Raw genomic sequence first — 21,507 nt, forward strand, 5'->3', positions numbered from 1 at the left:
CCGTGAGCCTGCTGACCTTGTCGGCAGCGCTCGCGGCGCAGGCGCAAGCACAGAGCGCCGACGCTGTCCCCGCAAAGGCGGCGGTCTGTGCCGCCTGTCACGGGCCCGAAGGCAAGTCGACCCAACCGGCGTATCCGATCCTGGCTGGCCAAACCTCGCGCTACATGTACCTCGAGCTGCGCGACTTCCAGGAAGGGCGGCGCAAGAACGATCTGATGACGCCGATGGTCGCCGGCATGACGCGCGACGAGATGCGCGAGCTGTCGGACTACTTCGCCAAGCAGAAGCCACCGCCGCAGACCTTCGCGGTGGACGCCGCGAAGGCCAAACTCGGCAAGGCCAAGGCCGACGAGACCCTGTGCGTGATGTGCCACCTGACCGGCTTCGCGGGCCAGAACGAGATCCCCCGCGTCGCCGGTCAGCACTACGAGTACATCGTCAAGCAGCTCACCGACTTCAAGGCGCGCACGCGCACCAACGATGCCGGCAACATGACCAGCGTGGCGAGCACGCTGAGCGCGCAAGACATTGAAAACCTCGCGCATTACCTCGTCGGCCTCTGAGGCCGCGGCGCGGAGATCGTGAGAGTCCGGCAGCTCTTGGCGTGGTGACAATTTCAGTTCGGCATCCAGCAGGCGTCGCCGTTGCCCGCGCCGGCGATGATGGGGGGCGTCACGTACATCGAGACCTGGCTGGTGGATAAGAGTGGGCGGTTCCAGCTCGACGCATTGACAGAGGGACAGAGGGACGAGTAGGTGCTGCCTGCGAGCCACCGTCCTACCCCCGCGCACAGCCAATTCTTACGCCTCGATGGCGACGCCGATGCCAAAGTTCGGGTCACCATTTCAGCTCGAAAGGAATTGCCGTGAAATCAAGACTCACCATCGCCGGCTTCATCACTTGCGCGTTTCTCGTCCCCGCAATCAGCTACGCCGCAGACCAGGACAAGGATCGAGAACATCCCAAGGCCTTCGTCAAGGACTCGGCAATCACGGCGAAAGTGAAGGCCAAACTGGCGGCTGAGCACCTGAGCAGTCTGGCGAAGATTCACGTCGACACCGACGCGAACGGCACGGTGTGGCTCACCGGAACGGCAAGGAGTCAGGAAGAGATCGACAAGGCCGTATCGATTGCCCAAGGAACCGAGCGTGTGCGCAACGTGAAGAACGAACTGACTGTCAAGAAGGACGACTGAAGCGTCCCCACACACGACCCGCGTGGCACCCGATCAGCTCGATGGGAGCGCTACTCGCTATTGCGTTCAAGCCGGACGGACGTAGCGGGCAGCAGTCTGCCGAAACGAGGGCATCGCGGGCTCGGTCCCGTCAGTTCGTGATGAGTACATCGACCGTGGCCACGATGGCGGAGTCGAAGGTTGATACCGCTGTCAGCGTGATGGCCACGGGCGACGGGAGGAAGAATGCTGCCGAGGTGTCCAAGGCGATGCGCGAGGGGCTCAGTGCCGTTTCGGTGATGGTGACGCCTTGGTAGTACACGCTGGTGTTGAACCCCTCGAACGAGGTGGTTCCTGTTTGGAGCGTCCACACGACAGGTTCACTGGCATCCAGCTCGATAGACTGGCCAGCAGACATGACAATGCTTTGGGTTCCCCCCGGCTGCACGGCACCGCCGACGGGTTGCCCTTCGACGAGGACGCCGACGCTTAGCGTCACGCCGCTGTCACCACCACCTCCGCACGCGGTCAGACTCAACAGTGCCACGAGGGATGCGACCACGGCCAGGGCGCGCGGCGCCACACGAATTCTGCGACTCAGCGACATGTGCATCTCCGACTTTGCTTGAATGGATGTCCAACGTCGTAGAGCTGTTGCCGCTGACGCGCAATCTGTAAAGACCGTAACCCTTTCGAAGGGGCCGGTTCGCTGTCACTCGACCATCGGCTGTTGGAAGAAGGTCGGCCGGGCGGCCACCTAACCGCAGCATGACCGCGCAGCCTGGACCGGTGGACACTTCACCGAGCCGAACGAACAGAACACGCAGCAATCGCCAGGCTTCGGACGCAGCAGCACTCTGCAGTTCTCGCACTCGTAGAAGAATTGGCACGCGGCTACCGGCATCTCTTCTCGCTTGGAATGGCCGCACTGCGGGCAGGTCAGCACGGAGCCGAGAATCACGCTGGCGGGCGAACTCGGTTCACGCGTCACGGGCGTGCTGACGGGGTCGCGCAGCCGTCGATGTCGCAGCGCTTGTTCGCCGGCGAGAAGAGATCCCATAGCGAGACGCCGACCATGCAGGCCAGGCCCGCGTAGAGCAGGGTCGCGAACCAATCCTCGCCAGGGAACAGCAGCAGGGCGGCGAGCACGATCGCCGGGCCGATCATGCCCAGCAGGCTGCGATGCCACTGCCGATGGCGTAGCCATCCGAGCGCGTTGGCGAGCAATGCGACGCCCGCGAAAAGAGGAAGCAGCGTGGTCATGAGCAGGCCTTCGTACTTGGCGAAGACGCCCAAGCCCAGGGCCGCGCCAAGGCTCGCCAGCGCCGGGAAGCAGGCCGGGCATGCGGCCGCCGAAACGATGCTGCCCACGACTCCGGCCTTGTCGGCGGCACGTGTGATCCATTCCATGTGGCAAGGTCCAGGCTGGTCAGACAGCTCAGAATACTCCCGTACTCGACTACGGAGGCAAGCCTTGGGCACAACGCTCGAACGTCAAGCGCCTGAGGTCCGACGAAGTCGCTCCAGTTGCAAGTCGACTTCTTCGCTCAGCGACGCCATGATCTCGGCGGCTGTCGAGACCTCGCGTGCGAGCCGCAGCCCTTGTCCCGCGAGCAGCGGCGCCCACGCCGCGTCCCCCTTCGCGATGGCGGCGCGGTACAGGTCCTCCGCCGCCAGTCCTTGATAGGGCCATCCAAGCACGGGGACGCCGCTTTCCTCGATGGTGCGAACCAGGTCGTTGCGCAGCGCCCGAGCCGACCGCCCTGTGAGGGAGCGTGTCACCACGGTGTCGGACTCGGTGGCCTCGATGAGCCGTTGCCGGTAGGCGGGAAACGCGCCGCTTTCGGCGGCGAGCAGGAAACGAGTGCCGAGCTGGACCGCTTCGGCGCCCAGCGCAAGCGCGGCGAGCACGCCGCGCCCATCCATGATGCCGCCGGCCGCAATGACGGGGATCTGCAACGCATCGACCATCTGAGGCAGCAGCGCCATCAGTCCGACGAGCGGCAGTTCGGCATCCGAAGGCGTGTCGATGCTGGATCGATGGCCTCCGGCCTCGGCACCTTGCGCGACGACGGCGTCGACGCCGCAAGACTGAAGTCGAGTTGCATCGTCGACAGTCGTTGCCATCGCGATCACGAACGCTCCGCTCGCCTTCGCGCGCTCAACCCAGGCTGCGGGGTTTCCCATCGCGAAGCTCAGCACCGGTACTTCGGCCCGACACACGAGCTCGAACTGTGCGGCGAACGGCGATGGCGGCAATTGAAGCGAGGTCGAGCCACGTGCGAGCCCGAGTCGGGACCGGCCTGCATCGAGCACGTTCTGGATGGCGCCGACATCGGAGGGCGGTACATCCGGCGCCGCAAGCAGGAAATTGACCCCGAACGGCCGCGAGGTCAGCCGCCGTACGGCCTCGATCTGCTGTTGCAACTGCTCCGCCGACAAGCGGGCCGCGGCCAGAATGCCGAGCCCCCCGGCATTGCACACCGCTGCGACCAGCGTGGGAGTCGTCCATCCGCCTGCCATGGGCGCCTGCACAATCGGCACGCCCATGCCCAGCCGCGTGCAAAGTGGGGTCTTCATGATTTGTCTCCGACAAAGCGTACTGCTGCCTTCCCCAGTATCCGACTCCTGGCACCGCTGTCGCATGCAACGCCCTTGGAGCCTCGCGCTGCCGGGGCGTTGTTCATTGGCCCGTCGACCTCCGGCACGCGGTGTGCGCGTGCCAAATTGCCGCGTCACCGGACGCCCCGCAGCGTAGGTCGGCGCGATGGCGGTTATTCTGCTTTGTTGTCCCTTTCGCCAACTTCCCCGATGTCGCACGTCTTTCACCTCGCGCTGCTGTCGTTGCTGATGTTCGCAGCGCCGCTTGCCGGCGCGGCTGAACGGCCCGACTGCTCGCGACCGTTGAGCCTGGCGCTGCACGAACACGGCCTGCTGTACTCGGCGCAGACCGGCGAAGGGATCGACAAGGACCTTGCCGACGAGCTCGTGCGGCGCAGCGGTTGTCGGCTCAACGTCAGCGTGATGCCGCGCGCGCGCATCTGGCAGCTGATCGAATCGGGGGTGCTCGACTTCAGCCTGTCGGGCATCACCAATGAGGCGCGCGATCGGTTCGCGGCATTTGCCTGGTACGAGTCGAACAAGTACTACCTGCTGGTGCGCAAGGACGCCGGCGCGCAGACGCTGGCCGAATTCGAGCGCGACCCGGCGCTGCGGCTCGGCGTGATCCGCAGCTTTCGCTACAGCCCGAACGCGAACCGACTCGTCGACACGCTGGACGACGCGCGTCGCGTCAGTTTCGCGACCAGTCTGGAGCCGCTGTACCAGGTGCTGCTCGACAACCGCGTGCAGGCGATGATCATCGAGCCGTTCGACTACCCGACGATCGAGCAGGCCACGATTCGCGCGCAGACGACGATCCTCGAGTTCGATGACCCGCCGGTGCTGCACGGCCTGATCATGTCGAAGAAGTCCTTGCCGCCGGCGCAGCAACAGGCCTGGCGAGCGCTCGTCGACGAGATGCGTGCCGACGGCACCCTGCAGCGCATCTTCGAGAAGTACTTTTCTGCCGAGCTGGCGCGTGCGCTGACGCGGTACTGAGTCGACGGCCGTCGTGAAGCGCGCCTTCCCCACGCTGCTGGCGCTGTTGATCGGCGCGCTGTCGCTGAGCATCACGGCCTCGTTGTGGCGCCATGAGCAGCAGTCGGAGCAGGCCAGCCTGCGCGCCGCTTTCGACTTCGGGCTGCGCCAGACGGCGAGCCGGATCGAGCAACGCATGGCGAGCTACGAGCAGATGCTGCGCGGCGTGCAGGGCCTGTTCATCAGCGCGGACCGGATCGAGCGTGCGCGCTTCGACACCTATGTCGATGCGCTGCTCGCCGGCGCCGACTTCGCCGGCCTGCAGTCGATCAACTATGGCCCGCTGCTGAGCGCCGATCGCGTCGCCGGCCATGTCGCCGCGCAACGCGCCGACGGCGTCACCGGCTACGCGATCGCCCCGGCCGGGGCGCGGCCGCTCGTCGCGCCCGTGACCTACATCGCGCCGCGGCGCGCGGACAACGCGCGCGCGCTCGGCTACGACCTCTACAGCGACCCGGTCCGTCGCGCCGCGATGGACCAGGCGCGCGACTCGGGCGGGGCGGCGGTGACAAGCCGCGTCCACCTCGCCTCCGATGCTGCCGACAACCCGCAGCAGGCGTTCCTGATGATCCTGCCGTTGTACGCGCCGGGCGCCGCGGCTGACACGGTGGCGGCGCGGCGCGCCCACCTCGTCGGCTGGGTCTGGGCGACGTTTCACGTCCGCGACCTGATGTCGAGCCTGTACGGCGAAGGCACGCCGGGCCTGGCGCTGCGCGTGCACGACGGCGTCAGGCTCGACGACGACACGCTGATCTTCCGCACCGCTCCCGACCTCGACAGCGGGCCGCCGGCGCGCTTCGAGGCGCACGAGTACATCGCCCTCGGGGGGCACACCTGGACGCTGAGCGTGCGCAGCCTGCCCGAGTTCGAAGCGCGCTTCAGTCGCGATTCGGCACGCGTGATCGTGATTGCGGGCGCCGGCCTGAGCCTGATGCTGGCCGCGCTGACCTACCTGCTGTTGACGGCGCGGGTGCGCGCACACGGCACGGCCCGCGCGATGACGAACGAGTTGCGCGGCAGCGAGGAACGCTACCGCCGCATCGTCGAGACCGCGAACGAGGGCATCTGGCTGGTCGACGAGGAGGGTGCGCTGAGCTTTGCGAACCCGAAGCTGCTGCGCATGCTCGGACACACGGCCGACGAGGTGCTGGGGCGGCCGCTGGTCGACTTCATCGACGAGCGCGACCGCGCCACGAACACCGGGCTCACCGAGCCCGGCCGGCGCGAGGCGCGCGATTGGCAGGGCATCCGAATGCGCCGAAAGGACGGCTCCGAGCTCTGGGTCGCCATCTCCACCGCGACGATCACCGATGCTGACGGCGCGGCCATCGGCTCGCTCGGCATGGCGACCGACATCACCGAGCGCAAGCACTGGCAGGCCAGGCGCGAGCTGCTCGAGGCGCAGCTGCGCAAGTCGCAGAAGATGGAGGCGATCGGCACGCTCGCCGGGGGCATCGCGCACGACTTCAACAACATCCTCGCGGCGATTCTCGGCAACGTCGCGCTGACGCGCCAGCACGTCGGGCCGGAGCATGCGGCGACCCACGGCCTCGGACAGATCGAGCGGGCCGGCGTGCGCGCGCGCAGTCTGGTGCAGAAGATCCTCGCGTTCAGCCGGATGCAGCCGCACGCGCTGGTGAGCCAGCCGATGCGCCCGCTCGTCGAGGAGGCGATCGTGCTGTTGCGCTCGACGCTGCCGAGCCTCGTCGAACTCGAACTGAAGCTCAGCGATGCACCGCTGCAGATCGGCGCCGATGCGACCAACGTGCAGCAAATCCTGATGAACCTGTGCACCAACGCCTGGCACGCGATGCGGGGTGGCGCCGGCCGCATCACGATCGTCCTGGAGCGGGTCGAGATCGACGCCGACGCGGCGCGCGCGCTCGGCGAGATTCCGCCCGGTGCCTACGCCCACTTGTCGGTGGCCGACAACGGCTGTGGCATGAGCGAGGCCACGCGTGCGCGCGCATTCGAGCCGTTCTTCACGACCAAGCGGGTCGGCGAGGGCACCGGCCTGGGGCTGTCGGTCGTGCACGGCATCGTCGTGGCTCACCAGGGCGCGATCAGCGTCGACAGCGCGCCCGAGCGCGGCAGCAATTTCCATGTCTACCTGCCGCTGTCGAGTGCGACGACCTCGACCGCGCCGAGCGAAGATGCAGCGCCCGAAGCGCCGCGCGGCGCGGGCGAACATGTGATGTACGTCGACGACGACCCGGCAATGCTGTTGATGATCGAGAGCCTGCTGCAGCACGCCGGATACCGCGTCAGCGCGCTCGATCGGCCGCACGACGCGCTGGCGCGCGTGCGTGCCGCGCCGACCGCGTTCGACCTGATCGTGACCGACTTCAACATGCCCGAGATGACCGGCCTCGATCTCGCCGAGGAGATCGCGCGCATCGCACCCGAGCTGCCGGTGGTGATCAGCTCCGGCTACGTCTCCGACGAGATGCGCGCGGCGGCGCTGCGCGCCGGCGTGCGCGGTCTGCTGCAGAAGGAATACAGCCTGGAGCAGCTCGGGGCGCTGATCCATCCGCTGCTGTCCGAGGCTCGCACGCGGCGCGCGCGAGCGGTGATCTGACGGCCGGCACCCGATACACTGCGCGAGCCCGATGGGCGCTGTGCGCGCAGCGCCATCGATCCTCAACCCGCTGGAGATCTCGTCGATGAATCGCCTGTTGACCGCCTCGCTCGCCCTTGTCCTTGCCGCCGTCGCTCAGGCCGCCGAGCCCGAGGCCCCGTCCGCCGCGTCGACCGCCGCCACCAAGACCGGCAACGCGATCAAGAAGGGCGCGACGAAGACCGGCGAAGTGGTCGGCACCACCGTCGAGCGCACCGAGGCCGGTGTCGAGAAGGGCGCCAGGAAGGTCGGCTCGGCCGTCAAGAAGGGCGCCAAGAAGACCGCCGAGGTCGCCAGCACGACAGCCGAGCGCACCAAGGAGGGCGTCACGAAGGGCGCGAAAAAGGTCAAGGCCGCGGTGACGCCGGCCTCTTCCGCGAAGTGATCCCGCCTAGACGGCGACCGGCGCCTTGATCGCCGGATGGTGCTCGTAGCCGAGCACCTCGAAGTCCTCGTACGCGTAGTCGAAGATCGATGCCGGCCGGCGCTTGATCGACAGCGTCGGATACGCGTGCGGCGCCCGCGCCAGCTGCAGCGCGACCTGCTCGGCGTGGTTGCTGTAGATGTGGCAGTCCCCGCCGGTCCAGATGAAGTCACCGACCTGCAGATCGCACTGCTGTGCCAGCATGTGCGTCAGCAGCGCGTAGCTCGCGATGTTGAAAGGCACGCCGAGAAAGACATCGGCGCTGCGCTGGTACAGCTGGCAGCTCAGCCGCCCTTCGGCGACGTAGAACTGGAAGAACGCATGGCACGGCATCAGCGCCATCTTCGACAGCTCGGCCACGTTCCAGGCGCTGACGATGATGCGGCGTGAATCGGGGTTGGTCTTGAGCTGCTTCACGACCTCGGCGATCTGGTCGATGTGGCCGCCGTCGGGCGTCGGCCACGAGCGCCATTGCACGCCGTAGACCGGGCCGAGATCGCCGTCCGGCTGGGCCCATTCGTTCCAGATCGTCACGCCCCGTTCCTGCAGCCACTTCGCATTGCTGTCGCCGCGCAGGAACCACAGCAGCTCCAGGATGATGGACTTCAGGTGCACCTTCTTCGTCGTGACGAGCGGAAAGCCCTCGTTCAGGTCGAAGCGCATCTGGTGCCCGAACACGCTGGTCGTGCCGGTGCCGGTGCGGTCGGGCTTGTAGACTCCGTGCGTGCCCACGTGGCGCATGAAATCTTCGTACTGCGAGCGGATCGGGCGGGAGGCAGGGGGCATCGCGTGACGTTCGTTGGGAAGCGAGGCGCGATTATCCATCGGGTCCGGCTTCGAGACCGGGCGCGCCGCCGCGCTCAGCTCGGCGCCGGCTCGCGCAGGAAGATCTCGACCCGGCGGTTCTTCGCGCGGCCCGTTTCGGTCGTGTTGTCGGCGATCGGTTCGCGCTCCCCGCGGCCCGCGGTGTCGACGCGCTGCGCGGCCACGCCGCGCGTCACCAGGTAGTCGCGCACGCTGTGCGCGCGCTCGACCGACAGCGGGTTGTTGATCGCGTCGGAGCCGGTGTTGTCGGTATGACCGACGATCATCAGGCGCGCGCTCGGGTCATCGCGCAGGCTGTTCGCGAACGGGTCGAGCACCGTGCGCAGCTGGGGCTTGATGGCGGCGCTGCCGGTGTCGAACGAGATGTCGTTCGGGATGTTCAGCTTCAGCTGGTTGTCGGCGGTACGCGAGACCTCGACGTTCGTGCCGCGCGTCGCCTGCTCCATCGCGTTGCGGCGGTCTTCCATGCGCTTGGACCACAGGTTGCCGGCGACCGCGCCGAGCGCGCCGCCGATCACCGCGCCGGTGCCGGCGCGCCCGCCGGTCGCGCTGCCGATCACCGCGCCGGCACCGGCGCCGACCCCGGCCCCGATCGCGGTGCCCTTCTGGCGTTCGCTCATGTCGGCGCAGCCGGCGGCGAGCAGCGCGGCGATCGCACACGCGCCGAGGCGCAGATGAATGGCGTGGTTCATGTTGTTGTCCTTCAGATGAAAGCAGGATGTGCGGCGCGCCGATGCGGGCGCGTCGACACGGGGATTCTGGCGAGCCGTCGTGACCGGCGCTGTCGGAGCGCTGCAACGACCCGTGTCAGTTGAAACCTACAGCAGAACATCTCAGCGATCGAACTGCAACGCGGCGAGGCGCGCATACAGGCCGCCGGAGGCGACGAGCTGCGCATGCGTGCCGGTCTCGACGATCTCGCCGGCTTCCATCACGACGATGCGGTCGGCGCGCTGCACGGTCGCGAGGCGGTGCGCGATGACCAGCGTCGTGCGGTCCTTCATCGCCGATTCGAGCGCGGCCTGCACCATGCGTTCGCTCTCGGCGTCGAGCGCGCTCGTCGCTTCGTCGAGCAGCAGCAGCGGCGGGTTCTTCAGCATCGCGCGCGCGATGCTGATGCGTTGGCGTTGGCCGCCGGACAGCCGCACGCCACGCTCGCCGAGGAAGGTGCGGTAACCATCGGGCAGCTCGGTGATGAAGTCGTGTGCGAAAGCGGCCTGCGCGGCCGCGACGACCTCCGCGTCGCTCGCGCCGGGGCGGCCGTAGCGGATGTTCTCCATCGCGTCGGCCGAGAAGATCACGCTGTCCTGCGGCACGATGCCGATGCGTTCGCGCAGCGCCTCGAGCGCGACCTCGCGCACCGGCACGCCGTCGACGACGACCTCGCCGGCGGCCGTGTCGTAGAAGCGCAGCAGCAGCTGGAACACCGTGCTCTTGCCGGCACCGCTCGGCCCGACCAGCGCGACCGTCTCGCCCGGCGCGACACTCAGGTTGAAGTGCGACAGCGTTGCGCGCTGCGGCCGCGACGGGTAGCGGAACGTCACGTCGCGCAGCGCGACCGCCGAGCCGCCGCTCGTCGTCGCCAGCGCTGCCGGATGCGCCGGTGACGTGATCGGCGAACTCAGGTTCAGCAGTTCCATCAGGCGTTCGGTCGCGCCGGCGGCACGCAGCAGGTCGCCGTAGACCTCCGACAGCACCGCGACGCTGCTGACCAGGATGATCACGTAGACGACGGTCTGCCCCAGGTGCCCGGCCGTGATGTCGCCGCGCGCGACCGCCTGCGTGCCCTGGTACAGCCCCCACAGCAGCGCGCCGAAGGTCGCGGTGATGATGAACGCGACCAGGATCGCGCGCATCCGCGTGCGCTTCACCGCGGTCTCGAACGCGTTCTCGGTCGAGACATCGAAGCGCTTCGCCTCGCGCGCCTCCTGCGTGTAGCTCTGCACGACCGGAATCGCGTTCAGCACCTCGGCGGCGATCGCGCTCGAGTCGGCGACGCGGTCCTGGCTCGCGCGCGAGAGCTTGCGCACGCGCCGGCCGAAATACAGGCTCGGCAGCACGACGATCACGAGAATGCCCAGCACCTGCGTCATCACGACCGGGTTCGTGATCACCAGCATCGCCATCGCGCCGATGCCCAGCACCGTGTTGCGCAGCCCCATCGACAGGCTCGAGCCGACGACCGTTTGCACCAGCGTCGTGTCGGTCGTCAGGCGCGACAGCACCTCGCCGGTCTGGGTGCTTTCGAAGAACTCGGGGCTTTGCGTCACGACGTGCGCGTAGACCGCGTTGCGCAGGTCGGCCGTGACGCGCTCGCCGAGCCAGGTCACCATGTAGAAGCGCAGCGCCGAGAACAGCCCGAGCGCCGCGCCGACCGCGAACAGCGCGACGAAGTGCTCGCGCATCGCCATCACGCGTGTGCCGGGGTCGGCGGCGACGAAGCCCTCGTCGATCAGCGATTTCATCGCGGCCGGGAACACCAGCGTGCTCAGCGCCGCCATCACGAGGAAGAAGCACGCGAGGCCGATCCTGACGCGGTACGGCCGCAGGAACGGGACCAATCCGCTCAGCGAGCGGACATTGCGCGCCGGCGCCGGCGTCGCGGTTCGGGTGGATGCCGGCATCGGCATCGATGCGGGTTGGGCAGGGCTGGGCATGCGCCGAAGTGTAGAGGCCGTGGCATCCGGCCCGGCGCCACCACTGCACGGGCAGACAAAGCCTTGACATTTAATGCCTAGGCAAGTATATTCACGGCATCCCGTCGAACAAGGCCTGCCGTGACCCGCATCGCTCCCCCCGCCGATTTCTACCGCGCCGCCAGCTACTGTGCGGAAGAGAGCGTCGCCTACCTGATGAAACGCATCATGTTGTCGATCGTTTCGCAGGCCGACAAGCGGCTCGACGAGCACGGCCTGACGAGCGCGCAGTGGGGCCCGCTGATGCGCCTGAAGACCGTCGGCGGGGCATCGACCGTGGCCGAGCTCGCGCGCTGGCTCAACGTCGATGCCGGCGCGATGACGCGCCTGCTCGATCGCCTCGAGAAGAAGGGCCTGTGCAAGCGGGTGCGCTCGACCGAAGACCGCCGTGTCGTGCAGGTCGAGTTGACGCCCGAAGGCCTGGCCGCGATTGCCGAGGTGCCGGCCGTGCTGGCCGAGGTCTTGAACGCGCACCTGGCCGGCTTCTCGAAGACCGAGTGGATGGCGCTGCGCAATTACCTGCAGCGCATGCTCGAGTCCGGCGAAGCGCTGCGCGACGCGGGCTGACACGGCGACCGTGCGCCCACCCCCGAGTGTAAAGAATTGATTGCCTAAGCAAATGAAGCCACAACAGCTATTGAACGAAACGTTCGCAGTCCGGCAGATCTTGCAGGCCCATGCGCGCTGCATGCGCAACCTCCTGCCGGTGGTCACCGCGGTCGCCGTCGCGATCGCCTCGAGTGTCGTGCTGACGCTCAGCGGCTGCGCCAGCAGCGCGGGCATTGCGTCGAGCGCGCAGCCGATCGCGCCCGCCAGCGTCGGCCTCGACGCGAGTGCCACGGCGCCGACCGTCGCCGCCGACTGGTGGCGCAGCTTCGGCGACGCCACGCTCGACGACATCGTCGCGCGTGCGCTCGCCGGCAATCCCGGCCTGAAGGTCGCGCAGGCGCGCCTCGAGCGTGCGCAGGCGGCCGTTGGCGTCGCGCAATCGGCCGACGGCGTGCATGTCAACGGCGAGCTCGACGCGACGCGCCAGCGCTTCAGCGCCAACAGCATCTACCCGCCGCCGCTCGGCGGCGGCATCTTCACGCTCGGCACCGCGCAGATCGGCGCGTCGTACGAATTCGACTTCTTCGGTCGCAACCGCGCCGCGATCGAAGCCGCGGTCGGCGCGCAGCGCGCTGCGCAGGCCGACGTGCAGGCCGCGCGCATCCTGCTCGCGAGCAACGTGGCGCGCACCTACGTGCAACTCGGCCGCCTGTTCGAGCAGCGCGAGGTCGCGGCGCGATCGCTCAAATCACGCGACGAGATCCTCGCGCTGATCCGCCAGCGCGTCTCGGGCGGGCTCGACACCAATGTCGAGCTGCGCCAGGGCGAGGGAGCGCTGCCCGAGTCGCGCCAGCAGATCGAGCAGCTCGACGAGCAGATCGCGCTCGGGCGCCACGCGCTCGCGGCGCTGACCGCACAGCCGCCGAGCACGTACGACGGGTTGATCGTGCCGCTGCGCAGCGTCCAGGCGCTGCCGGTGCCCGGCGCGCTGCCAGCCGACCTGCTCGGCCGCCGTGCCGACATCAGCGCCGCGCGCTGGCGCATCGAGGCCGCTGCCGGCGACGTGAGGAGCGCGAAGGCGAGCTTCTACCCGAACATCAACCTGACCGCGTTCGTCGGCCTGTCGAGCATCGGCCTGGATCGCCTCGCGCGCTCGGGCAGCGAGCAGTACGGCGTCGGTCCGGCGCTGACCTTGCCGATCTTCGACGCCGGCCGGCTGCGCTCGAACCTGCGCGGCAAGACCGCCGACCTCGACCTCGCGATCGAGAGCTACAACGGCGCGGTGCTCGACGCGGTCCACGACACGGCCGACCAGCTCAGCTCGGTGCGCTCGATCGAGCGCCAGCAGGCCGAGCAGGCGAACGCGCTGGCCGCCGCCGAGTCGGCCTACGACCTCGCGACCCAGCGCTACAAGGCCGGGCTCGGCAGCTACCTGACCGTCCTCACCGCCGAGGCCAGCGTGCTGAACCAGCGCCGCCTCGGTGCCGACCTGAAGGCACGCGCGCTCGACGTGCAGATCACGCTGATCCGCGCGCTCGGCGGCGGCTATGTGCCGGCCACGCCGCAGAACCTCGCCGCCGGCGCATGAACCCGCGTCCCCGCGAGCCCCGACACGAACCGAATCGAACCGGAGAAACCGCATGAGCTCCCCTGAAGTCACGACCCCTCCCGCCGCAGCAGCGCAAGGCAATCCGGCCCGCAAGAAGGCCCTGACGGCCGTCGCAGCCGCCGTCGTCGTCGCCGGCATCGCGTACGGCGCCTACTGGGCGCTGGTGCTGAACCACTACGAGTCGACCGACAACGCCTACGTGCAGGGCAACCTGGTGCAGCTGACGCCGCAGGTCGGCGGCACTGTCGTCGCGATCAACGCCGACGACACGGACCACGTCAAGGCCGGCCAGCTGCTCGTGAAGCTCGATCCGGCGGACGCGCAGGTCGCGCTCGAGCAGGCGGAGGCGCAACTCGCCCAGACCGTGCGCGAGGTGCGCACGCTGTACGCGAACAACAGCACCTTGCGCGCGCAGATCGCCCTGCGCGAGGCCGACCAGGCCCGTGCGAAGAGCGACGAGGCGCGCGCACAGGACGACGTCGCGCGGCGCGCGCCGCTGGTCACGACCGGCGCGGTCGGCAAGGAAGAGTTCAACCACTCGACCGCTGCGCTCGCCGCCGCGAAGAGCAGCGTGATCGCCGCGCAATCGGCGGTGCTCGCGGCGCGCGAGCAGCTCTCGTCGAACCAGACGCTGACCGACGGCATCGCCGCCGAGCAGCACCCGAACGTGCAGCGCGCCGCAGCGCGCGTGCGCGAGGCCTACCTGGCGCTGCACCGCGCCGACCTGCTCGCGCCGGTCGACGGCTTCGTCGCGAAGCGCAGCGTGCAGCTCGGCCAGCGCGTGCAGGCCGGCACGCCGCTGATGTCGGTGATCGCGCTGAACCAGGTCTGGATCGATGCGAACTTCAAGGAGAGCCAACTGAAGAACCTGCGCATCGGCCAGCCGGTCACGCTCGAGGCCGACGTCTATGGCAAGAAGGTCGAGTACAGCGGCCGCATCGAGGGTCTCGGCGCGGGCACCGGCTCGGCGTTCGCGCTGCTGCCGGCGCAGAACGCGACCGGCAACTGGATCAAGGTCGTGCAGCGTGTGCCGGTGCGCATCGCGCTGGACCCGAAGGAGCTGGTCGAGCATCCGCTGCGGGTCGGCTTGTCGATGGACGCCAAGGTCGACATCCGCAAGACCGATGGCGCGATGCTGGCCGACGGCTCGCGCGCCTCCACCGTCGCGCAGACCAACGTCTTCAACGACAACAACAGTGCGGCCGATGCCGAGGTGCGCAAGATCATTGCCGCGAACGGCGGCCGCGTCGGCGCGACCGAGGTCGCGAGCAACGCCGCCGCCAAGCCCGAGCGCGCACCGCAGAAGGCGCCCGCGCCGGCCGCCGGCGTCGCCTCGGCGGCACCGGTCGCGACGACGGTCGCCGGCTCGAACGCGCTGCCGCCCACGACCCACCAGTAACACTCGCAGCAGCGACCGATCGCCATGGCCTCCACCTCTGCCACGCTGCCCGCGGGCGCCGCGCCCGCGGCGCCGCCACCGGCCGCGCCGGCGCGCCCGGCCGCGTTCCCGCCGCTGAGCGGCAGCCAGCTGGTGCTCGGCACCATCGCGCTGTCGCTCGCGACCTTCATGAACGTGCTCGACAGCTCGATCGCGAACGTGTCGATTCCCGCGATCGCCGGCGACCTCGGCGTGAGCCCGTCGCAGGGCACCTGGGTCATCACCTCGTTCGCGGTCGCGAATGCGATCTCGGTGCCGCTGACCGGCTGGCTTTCGCAGCGCTTCGGCCAGGTGCGGTTGTTCACCCTCAGCATCCTGCTGTTCGTGCTCGCCTCGTGGTTGTGCGGTCTGGCGCCGAACATCGGCATGCTGATCGCGTTTCGCGTGCTGCAGGGCTTCGTCGCGGGGCCGATGATCCCGCTGTCGCAGACCCTGCTGCTCGCGAGCTACCCGCAGGCGAAGGCCGGCACCGCGATGGCGATGTGGGCGATGACGGTGCTTGTCGCACCGGTCGCCGGGCCGCTGCTCGGCGGCTGGATCACCGACAACATCTCGTGGCCGTGGATCTTCTACATCAACATCCCGGTCGGGCTGTTCGCGGCCGGCCTGACCTGGTCGATCTATCACAAGCGCGACCCGGGTCCGCGGCGCGTGCCGCTCGATTACGTCGGCCTGGGCCTGCTGGTGCTGTTCGTCGGCGCGATGCAGATCATGATCGACAAGGGCAAGGAGCTCGACTGGTTCAACTCCGGCCAGATCGTGATCCTCGCGGTGACCTCGCTCGTCGCGTTCCTGTTCTTCATCGCGTGGGAGCTGACCGACAAGCACCCGGTCGTCGACATCCGCCTGTTCGCGCGGCGCAACTTCACGATGGGCACGGTGTCGCTGTCGGTCGCGTACGGGCTGTTCTTCGGCAACGTCGTGCTGCTGCCGCTGTGGCTGCAGCAGTACATGGGCTACACGGCGACCTGGGCCGGTCTCGCGACGGCGCCGGTCGGCATCCTCGCGATCATCCTGTCGCCATGGGTCGGCAAGAACGTCAGCAAGATCGACCCGCGCAAGCTCGCGACGGTGGCGTTCATCGGCTTCGGCGTCGTGCTGTGGATGCGCTCGAACTTCAACGCGCAGGCCGACTTCACGACCATCCTGATCCCGACCGTGCTGCAGGGCGCGGCGATGGCGTTCTTCTTCATCCCGCTGCAGGCGATCGTGTTCTCGGGGCTCACGCCGGACAAGCTGCCGTCCGCCGCCGGCCTGTCGAACTTCGTGCGGATCACCGCCGGCGCGGTCGGCACCTCGCTGTTCACGACGCTGTGGGAGAACCGCGCGATCCTGCACCATGCGCAACTCGCCGAGGCGATCAACACGACGAACAACGCGGCGACGCAGGTGATGGGTCAACTGGCCGCGGGCGGCTTCAGCAGCGAGCAGGCGCTGGCGAACATCAACCGCACGATCGACCAGCAGGCCTACACGATGGCGGTGACCGACGTGTTCTACATGTCGTCGCTGCTGTTCTTCGCGCTGGTCGCGGTGATCTGGTTCGCGAAGCCGAAGGCCGGTGCCGCCGCAGGAGGCGGCGGCGCACACTGAATGAGTGGTGCCCCCCGTCTGTCGAGTACGACAGACGGCCCCCCGCGGGGGCGCGGGCCGGCTTGGGGCGGCCCGGCGCTCGGCCCGCCGGCCACGCTCAGAGACGCAGCGCCGCGGCGTAGCCCGTCATCTCGAGGTAGCCGCGGCCGATGCGCCGGCCGGCGTCGTCGCGCAGCTCGCTGAGGCCCTCCCAGTAGATCGCGCCGGCGCTGGCGCGGCTGTCGAGTTCCTGGTTGTCGAGCAGCGCCTCGACGACGAAGCGGCCGGCCGGCGTCGCGATCGTCCACTGCACCGGGTAGCGCGCCCGCGTCGCCGCACTTTCCCAGACGCGGCCGGGCGTGAACCGCACCTCCTCGGGGCCGAAGCTGCGCACCGCTTCGCCGGCGCGGCGCAGGCTGCCGCCGGCGTAGACCGCGCTGCCGTCGGCGCGCCGCAGCCGGAACACGGTCAACGCGCCGCCGTCGTCGAGGTTCATGCCGAGCCAATCCCAGCCGACCGCCTGCCGCGGGATGAACGCATCGCTCCACTCGTGGTCGAGCCAGGCCCGGCCGGTGACCGCGACGGGCCGGCCGTCGAGCGTCAGCGTGCCTTCGACCGCGAGCTGCGGTTCGCTGTAGTAGTGGCTCGTCTCGGCGCCGCCCGGGCCCTTGCGCGAGACGCCGGCGTCGCCCTGCAGCAGCACCGGCTGCGTCGCGTCGAACTGCAACTCGAACGCGAAGCCGGCGGCGTCGCTCGCGACCCGTGCGGCGTAGCGGCTCAGCGGCGCAGCGTCGGGTTGCGGCACGCGGCTCATGTGCCAGTCGCGAAGCAGCACGGCCGTGTCGTCGGCGCGCGCCTGCGCGACGCCGAAGCCGCTGCGCGCGATGCGCTGGTCGTGGCGCAGCCGCCGCTGTTCGAGATCGGTCAGCGCCGCATGCGCGAACAGCAGCTGCGATGGATTGAAGCGGCTCGCCGACGCCGCGCCGATGCCGGTCGCGACGCGGAAGAACGTGACCTGAAAGCCCCACAGCCGGGCGCCCGCCTGCAGCTGGCCGGTGATGTACCACCACTCGGTGCGCGTGTCGGCGTGCGCGCCGAAGTCGATCGGAAAGCGCAACGCCGCGGGCGGCGTGGCCGCGAACGCGGGCGCGGCGGCGAGCCACAGGAGCAGCGAACGTCGGTGCATGTCGGGAGCATCGCACAGCGCGATGCGGGCCTGACCGACAATCGGCACATGGCCAAGCCCGTTCCCCGTCTGACGCCCGCCGAGATCCAGCGCGTCATCGCGACCGCGTGGGACGATCATCCGCCGTTCAATGCGGTGCTGATGGCACACGGCCTGACCGAAGGGCAGCTGGTGCAGCTGCTCAGGCGGGCGCTGACGCCGAACGCGTTCAAGACCTGGAGCGTACGCGCGCGCGGGCGCTGAATTCCGCTTGCCGGCGCCGGGATCGGCTCGGTCTTTGCCCTAGTCCGCGCTCGCGCCGCTTTGCGGCAGACTCGACAGCCTCGGTCGCTTTTGTCCATCACCCAGAGGAGAAACAAGATGCTGCAAATCCACAGGAAGTCGATCCGCGCGTGGGCGCTGGCCGCCGGCGCCATCGCGGTCGCGGCGCTCGCGGCGTGCGGCAGCATGGCCGGCGGCGCCAAGACCGGCATGAGCTTCTTCGTCACCAGCGCCGGGCCGGGCCAGGGCGCCGACCTCGGCGGCCTCGCCGGTGCCGACCGGCAATGCCAGACGCTCGCCAGCGCGGCCGGCGCCGGCAACCGCACCTGGCGCGCCTACCTGAGCCAGCAGCCGACCGCGAACGTGCCCGGCGTCAACGCGCGCGACCGCATCGGCAAGGGGCCCTGGACGAACGCGAAGGGCGTCGTCGTCGCGACCGACGTCGCGAACCTGCACGGCGCGAACAACATCAGCAAGCAGACCGCGCTGACGGAGACCGGCGCGATCGTCAACGGCCGCGGCGACACGCCGAACATGCACGACATGCTGACCGGCTCGCAGCCCGACGGCAGCTTCATCGCCGGCAACGTCAACACGACCTGCGGCAACTGGACGCAGAGCGGCGAAGGCTCCGCGATGCTCGGCCACCACGACCGGACCGGCCTCGACGACAGCGTGCCGGCGAAGTCGTGGAACTCGTCGCACCTGTCGCGCGGCTGCAGCGCCGACGCGTTGAAGACGACCGGCAGCGCCGGTCTGTTCTACTGTTTCGCGGCCGACTGACACCGCCGGAGCGCGCGGGCCCGGCGGGTCATCGTTGCCCGCAGGCTCAGGCGGTGACGCTGATCGAGCTGTCGCTGGTGCTCGTGGCCGATGCCGCCGCGGTCTGGCCGTACTGCTTGAGCACCAGCTCGATGAACGACGACAGTGTCAGGCTGGAGGCCTTGTCCGAGGAGCCACTCGACGGGTCGCCGGACGAGCCTGCGCCTGAACTCGAACTCTGCAAGCCCTCGAGCGCCGCCTCGATGTTCTTCGCGAGGGCATCGGCCTCGCTCTGGCTGATCGACTTGTCGCCATCGATGTCGGCGGCGGCGAACAGGTTGCCGATCGCATCCTGCATCGCGCCGGCGGCACGCTCCTCGGCCGAGACAACGCCGTCGCCGTTGGTGTCCAGCGGGTCGGCGCTGCTGCTCGCGCCGGTGCTGGCATCCGCCGGCGGCGGTGGCGGCATCTCGCCGTCGGGCGGCGGGGGCGGCCTGGCACCGCCGCTTTGCTGAGCGAAGTCCACCGTCGAACCCGGCGCCGGCATCAGGCTCTTCATGCCGGCATCGAGCTCGTCGGCGCTCAGGCTGCCGCTGCCGTCGGTGTCCATCGACGTCATCAGGTCGCTGGCGCTGCCGAGCGTGGTGCCGGTCTTGTCGTTGATGTCGTCGAGCATGCTCTGCAGCTCGGTCGCGTCGACGGTGCCGCTGCTGTCGGCGTCGACCTTGCCGAACATCCGCGCCGAGCGCGAACTCGCGCGTGCGCTGCTCATCTCGGACCATGCGCTGCTCGCGCTGCCGATCCCGCTGATCGTACTCATCGGTGTTTCCTTTCGCAGGTTGAAGGGGGCCAGCCGCCACCGCCGGTCAGGGCGAAGGGCGACGCGCTCATTCTTGAAAGCCCGCGTCACTGCAGCGTGTCGGCTTTGTGTCGGCGCTGGTACGAACCGGCCTTGCAGCCGCCGAACAGCGGGCGACAAACCGCGCTGTTCGGGTGTTTGCACGCGCGCGTGGCGGCTACAAGCCCAACGTCCTGGTCGTCTTCGACGCGCGCGGCGGCCCTGCGCCGTGCGAGGGCCGGCGCCTTACAGCTTCAGCAGCAGCGCAGCCATCGCCAGCGCCGCCGGCACCGCCTGCACGAACAGGATCTTGATGCCCACGGTCATTGCGCCGTAGAGCCCCGCGACGATCACGCAGCCGAGAAAGAACTGCTGCACCGGCTGCCCGGCCGCGCCCATGCCCAGGCCCCAGATCAGGCCGGCGGCCAGAAAGCCGTTGTACAGGCCCTGGTTCGCGGCCAACACCTTCGAGGCAGCGGCGAACTCGGGCGTGCTGCCGAACACCTTGCGGCCGAACGGCTTGTCCCAGAGGAACATCTCGAGCACGACGATGTAGACGTGGATCAGCACGACCAGCCCCACCAGCACGTTCGCAACCATCGGACAGACTCCTCGGAGATTGGGAAACAAAATCGTTTCCTGACGGTATGATAGTGTTTCCAGATCACGCCGGCAAGACCGATGCCAACGACCCCTCGCGACGAAGCCGCCGCGCGCCTGCCGCGCGGCCGGCATCCGCTGACCCAGCAGGCCGTCGCGGCCTCGCAGCGCGTTCGGCTGCTCGACGCGGTCGCGAAGGTGGTCGCGCGCAAAGGCTACGGCGCGGCGACGGTGGCCGACGTGATCGCCCTCGCCGGCGTCTCGCGACGCACGTTCTACGAGCAGTTCACCGACCTCGAGGCCTGCTTTCTCGCCGCCTACGAAGACGGCATGTCGAGCCTGTTCGACGCGATCCGTCGTGCGCTCGCCGAGCTGCCGGCGCTGCCCGTCGAGCCGCGCATCCGGCGCGCGGTGCAGGCCTATCTCGATGCGCTCGCGAGCCGGCCCGAGGCCGCCTGGGCGTTCACGATCGAGGTGCTGGGCGCCGGCCGGCCGGCGCTCGAGCGCCGCGCCTGGGTCATGGCGCAGTGGGTCGGGCGCTGGCGCGCGCTGCTGGCGCTGCGCAGCGATGCGGCCCGTGCTGCGGCGCCGATCACCGACGCGCGCTTGCTCGCGCTGGTCGGCGGCAGCGAGGAACTGGTGCGCGAGACGCTGCGGCATGACGGTGCTGCGGCACTGCCCGGCATGGCCGGCGACCTGAGCGAGCTGGCGCTGGTGCTGCTCGACATCCTGCGCGCCGGCCCGGCGCGCGACGACCCACGGGTCCCGGGTTGACGCCGATGCTGCCGCGCGTGCCCGCACCGAACTACCTCGCGGGCTATCCGGACGAGGTTCAGGCGCAAGCGCGCGAACTGATCGCGCAGGGCGTGCTCGCCGAACGCCTGCAGCGCCGCTACGGCGCGCCGCACGGCGTACGCACCGACGGCGCGCTGTACGACTACACGATGGCGCTGAAGAACCGCCATCTGCGCAACGCCGAGCCGCTCGCGAAGGTCGTCTACGACAACCGGCTGCATGTGATCCAGAACGCGCTCGGCACGCACACGACGGTCGCGCGCGTGCAGGGCAACAAGCTGAAGGCCAAGCGGGAGATCCGCATCGCCGGGATCTTCCGCGTGCTGCCCGAGCCGCTGCTGAAGATGATCGTCGTGCACGAGCTCGCGCACCTGAAGGAGCGCGCGCACGACCGCGCCTTCTACGCGCTGTGCACGCACATCGAGCCCGACTACCACCAGCTCGAGTTCGACCTGCGCCTGAGCCTGATGCAGGCCGATGCGAGCGGTCGGCCGGTCTGGCCCGCGCCCTGACAACGACGCG

General features: G+C 69.1%; 23 protein-coding genes. 13 read left to right on the forward strand and 10 right to left on the reverse strand.

Going from position 1 to position 21,507, the window contains the following annotated elements; genetic code table 11:
• The first annotated feature begins 2 nt into the window (after positions 1-2).
• Both AC1DTW_RS10180 and AC1DTW_RS10185 read left to right on the forward strand, forming a co-directional pair.
• Positions 3-563 carry a c-type cytochrome gene (locus AC1DTW_RS10180; protein WP_477980944.1) on the forward strand — a complete coding sequence of 187 codons (561 nt, stop codon included), beginning with the start codon at positions 3-5 and terminating at the stop codon, positions 561-563.
• Between the two features lie 302 nt (positions 564-865).
• A complete protein-coding gene (locus tag AC1DTW_RS10185) occupies positions 866-1,195 on the forward strand; it encodes a BON domain-containing protein (protein WP_477980945.1) in 330 nt (109 codons plus the stop codon).
• Positions 1,196-1,325: 130 nt separating this feature from the next.
• On the opposite strand, the gene AC1DTW_RS10190 is transcribed toward AC1DTW_RS10185, so the two are convergent.
• The 4 genes from AC1DTW_RS10190 to AC1DTW_RS10205 form a co-directional block, all read right to left on the reverse strand.
• The gene (locus tag AC1DTW_RS10190) at positions 1,326-1,781 is read right to left on the reverse strand and encodes a hypothetical protein (RefSeq protein WP_477980946.1); all 456 of its coding nucleotides are present in this window, start codon (positions 1,779-1,781) and stop codon (positions 1,326-1,328) included.
• A 150-nt stretch (positions 1,782-1,931) separates the two neighbouring features.
• Positions 1,932-2,078 (reverse strand): GDCCVxC domain-containing (seleno)protein, encoded by a 147-nt coding sequence (locus tag AC1DTW_RS10195; RefSeq protein ID WP_477981065.1) that lies wholly within the window; start codon positions 2,076-2,078, stop codon positions 1,932-1,934.
• 83 nt (positions 2,079-2,161) lie between these two features.
• The gene (merC, locus tag AC1DTW_RS10200; RefSeq protein WP_477980947.1) at positions 2,162-2,584 is read right to left on the reverse strand and encodes an organomercurial transporter MerC; all 423 of its coding nucleotides are present in this window, start codon (positions 2,582-2,584) and stop codon (positions 2,162-2,164) included.
• An 84-nt stretch (positions 2,585-2,668) separates the two neighbouring features.
• Positions 2,669-3,754, reverse strand: coding sequence for an NAD(P)H-dependent flavin oxidoreductase (locus tag AC1DTW_RS10205; protein ID WP_477980948.1), 1,086 nt, complete (start codon positions 3,752-3,754; stop codon positions 2,669-2,671).
• A 231-nt stretch (positions 3,755-3,985) separates the two neighbouring features.
• Here AC1DTW_RS10205 and AC1DTW_RS10210 point away from each other — a divergent pair, with 231 nt between their 5' ends.
• The 3 genes from AC1DTW_RS10210 to AC1DTW_RS10220 all read left to right on the forward strand — a co-directional run bounded on the left by AC1DTW_RS10210 (position 3,986) and on the right by AC1DTW_RS10220 (position 7,815).
• Positions 3,986-4,774: a substrate-binding periplasmic protein gene (locus tag AC1DTW_RS10210; RefSeq protein WP_477980950.1), complete on the forward strand. Its 789-nt coding sequence runs from the start codon at positions 3,986-3,988 to the stop codon at positions 4,772-4,774.
• Positions 4,775-4,787: 13 nt separating this feature from the next.
• Complete coding sequence (locus AC1DTW_RS10215) at positions 4,788-7,391, forward strand: CHASE domain-containing protein (RefSeq protein ID WP_477980951.1); 2,604 nt, start codon at positions 4,788-4,790, stop codon at positions 7,389-7,391.
• Between the two features lie 85 nt (positions 7,392-7,476).
• A complete protein-coding gene (locus AC1DTW_RS10220) occupies positions 7,477-7,815 on the forward strand; it encodes a hypothetical protein (RefSeq protein ID WP_477980952.1) in 339 nt (112 codons plus the stop codon).
• Between the two features lie 6 nt (positions 7,816-7,821).
• Here AC1DTW_RS10220 and AC1DTW_RS10225 read toward each other — a convergent pair whose 3' ends face one another.
• The 3 genes from AC1DTW_RS10225 to AC1DTW_RS10235 form a co-directional block, all read right to left on the reverse strand.
• Positions 7,822-8,640 (reverse strand): thymidylate synthase, encoded by an 819-nt coding sequence (locus tag AC1DTW_RS10225; RefSeq protein ID WP_477980953.1) that lies wholly within the window; start codon positions 8,638-8,640, stop codon positions 7,822-7,824.
• A gap of 74 nt (positions 8,641-8,714) precedes the next feature.
• Positions 8,715-9,371: a YiaD family glycine zipper/OmpA-like lipoprotein gene (locus AC1DTW_RS10230; protein ID WP_477980954.1), complete on the reverse strand. Its 657-nt coding sequence runs from the start codon at positions 9,369-9,371 to the stop codon at positions 8,715-8,717.
• Between the two features lie 141 nt (positions 9,372-9,512).
• Positions 9,513-11,309 (reverse strand): ABC transporter transmembrane domain-containing protein, encoded by a 1,797-nt coding sequence (locus tag AC1DTW_RS10235; RefSeq protein WP_477981066.1) that lies wholly within the window; start codon positions 11,307-11,309, stop codon positions 9,513-9,515.
• A 147-nt stretch (positions 11,310-11,456) separates the two neighbouring features.
• Here AC1DTW_RS10235 and AC1DTW_RS10240 point away from each other — a divergent pair, with 147 nt between their 5' ends.
• The 4 genes from AC1DTW_RS10240 (at position 11,457) to AC1DTW_RS10255 (ending at position 16,564) form a co-directional block, all read left to right on the forward strand.
• Entirely contained in the window at positions 11,457-11,942 is a 486-nt protein-coding gene (locus tag AC1DTW_RS10240) for a MarR family winged helix-turn-helix transcriptional regulator (RefSeq protein WP_477980955.1), read from the forward strand.
• 121 nt (positions 11,943-12,063) lie between these two features.
• Positions 12,064-13,512, forward strand: a complete 1,449-nt coding sequence (locus AC1DTW_RS10245; protein ID WP_477980956.1) for an efflux transporter outer membrane subunit — start codon at positions 12,064-12,066, stop codon at positions 13,510-13,512.
• Positions 13,513-13,564: 52 nt separating this feature from the next.
• Positions 13,565-14,932 (forward strand): EmrA/EmrK family multidrug efflux transporter periplasmic adaptor subunit, encoded by a 1,368-nt coding sequence (locus AC1DTW_RS10250; RefSeq protein ID WP_477980957.1) that lies wholly within the window; start codon positions 13,565-13,567, stop codon positions 14,930-14,932.
• A gap of 24 nt (positions 14,933-14,956) precedes the next feature.
• Positions 14,957-16,564, forward strand: a complete 1,608-nt coding sequence (locus AC1DTW_RS10255) for a DHA2 family efflux MFS transporter permease subunit (protein WP_477980959.1) — start codon at positions 14,957-14,959, stop codon at positions 16,562-16,564.
• Positions 16,565-16,661: 97 nt separating this feature from the next.
• Here the strand turns inward: AC1DTW_RS10255 and AC1DTW_RS10260 are convergent, their stop codons facing one another.
• Positions 16,662-17,729 (reverse strand): lipocalin-like domain-containing protein, encoded by a 1,068-nt coding sequence (locus AC1DTW_RS10260; RefSeq protein ID WP_477980960.1) that lies wholly within the window; start codon positions 17,727-17,729, stop codon positions 16,662-16,664.
• Positions 17,730-17,777: 48 nt separating this feature from the next.
• On the opposite strand from AC1DTW_RS10260, the gene AC1DTW_RS10265 reads away from it, so the two are divergent.
• Both AC1DTW_RS10265 and AC1DTW_RS10270 read left to right on the forward strand, forming a co-directional pair.
• Complete coding sequence (locus AC1DTW_RS10265) at positions 17,778-17,972, forward strand: DUF2805 domain-containing protein (protein WP_477980962.1); 195 nt, start codon at positions 17,778-17,780, stop codon at positions 17,970-17,972.
• Between the two features lie 117 nt (positions 17,973-18,089).
• On the forward strand, positions 18,090-18,773 hold the full coding sequence (locus AC1DTW_RS10270; protein ID WP_477980963.1) for a hypothetical protein: 684 nt from the start codon (positions 18,090-18,092) through the stop codon (positions 18,771-18,773).
• A gap of 46 nt (positions 18,774-18,819) precedes the next feature.
• Here AC1DTW_RS10270 and AC1DTW_RS10275 read toward each other — a convergent pair whose 3' ends face one another.
• Together AC1DTW_RS10275 and AC1DTW_RS10280 are read right to left on the reverse strand one after the other, a co-directional pair.
• Complete coding sequence (locus tag AC1DTW_RS10275) at positions 18,820-19,572, reverse strand: hypothetical protein (protein WP_477980964.1); 753 nt, start codon at positions 19,570-19,572, stop codon at positions 18,820-18,822.
• Positions 19,573-19,836: 264 nt separating this feature from the next.
• Positions 19,837-20,190: a DUF1304 domain-containing protein gene (locus AC1DTW_RS10280; protein ID WP_477980965.1), complete on the reverse strand. Its 354-nt coding sequence runs from the start codon at positions 20,188-20,190 to the stop codon at positions 19,837-19,839.
• Between the two features lie 81 nt (positions 20,191-20,271).
• Here AC1DTW_RS10280 and AC1DTW_RS10285 point away from each other — a divergent pair, with 81 nt between their 5' ends.
• Together AC1DTW_RS10285 and AC1DTW_RS10290 are read left to right on the forward strand one after the other, a co-directional pair.
• The gene (locus AC1DTW_RS10285; RefSeq protein ID WP_477980966.1) at positions 20,272-20,964 is read left to right on the forward strand and encodes a TetR/AcrR family transcriptional regulator; all 693 of its coding nucleotides are present in this window, start codon (positions 20,272-20,274) and stop codon (positions 20,962-20,964) included.
• 5 nt (positions 20,965-20,969) lie between these two features.
• Positions 20,970-21,497 carry a M48 metallopeptidase family protein gene (locus AC1DTW_RS10290; protein ID WP_477980967.1) on the forward strand — a complete coding sequence of 176 codons (528 nt, stop codon included), beginning with the start codon at positions 20,970-20,972 and terminating at the stop codon, positions 21,495-21,497.
• Positions 21,498-21,507: the final 10 nt, after the last annotated feature.

Source organism: Rhizobacter sp. P5_A1 (assembly GCF_056400745.1).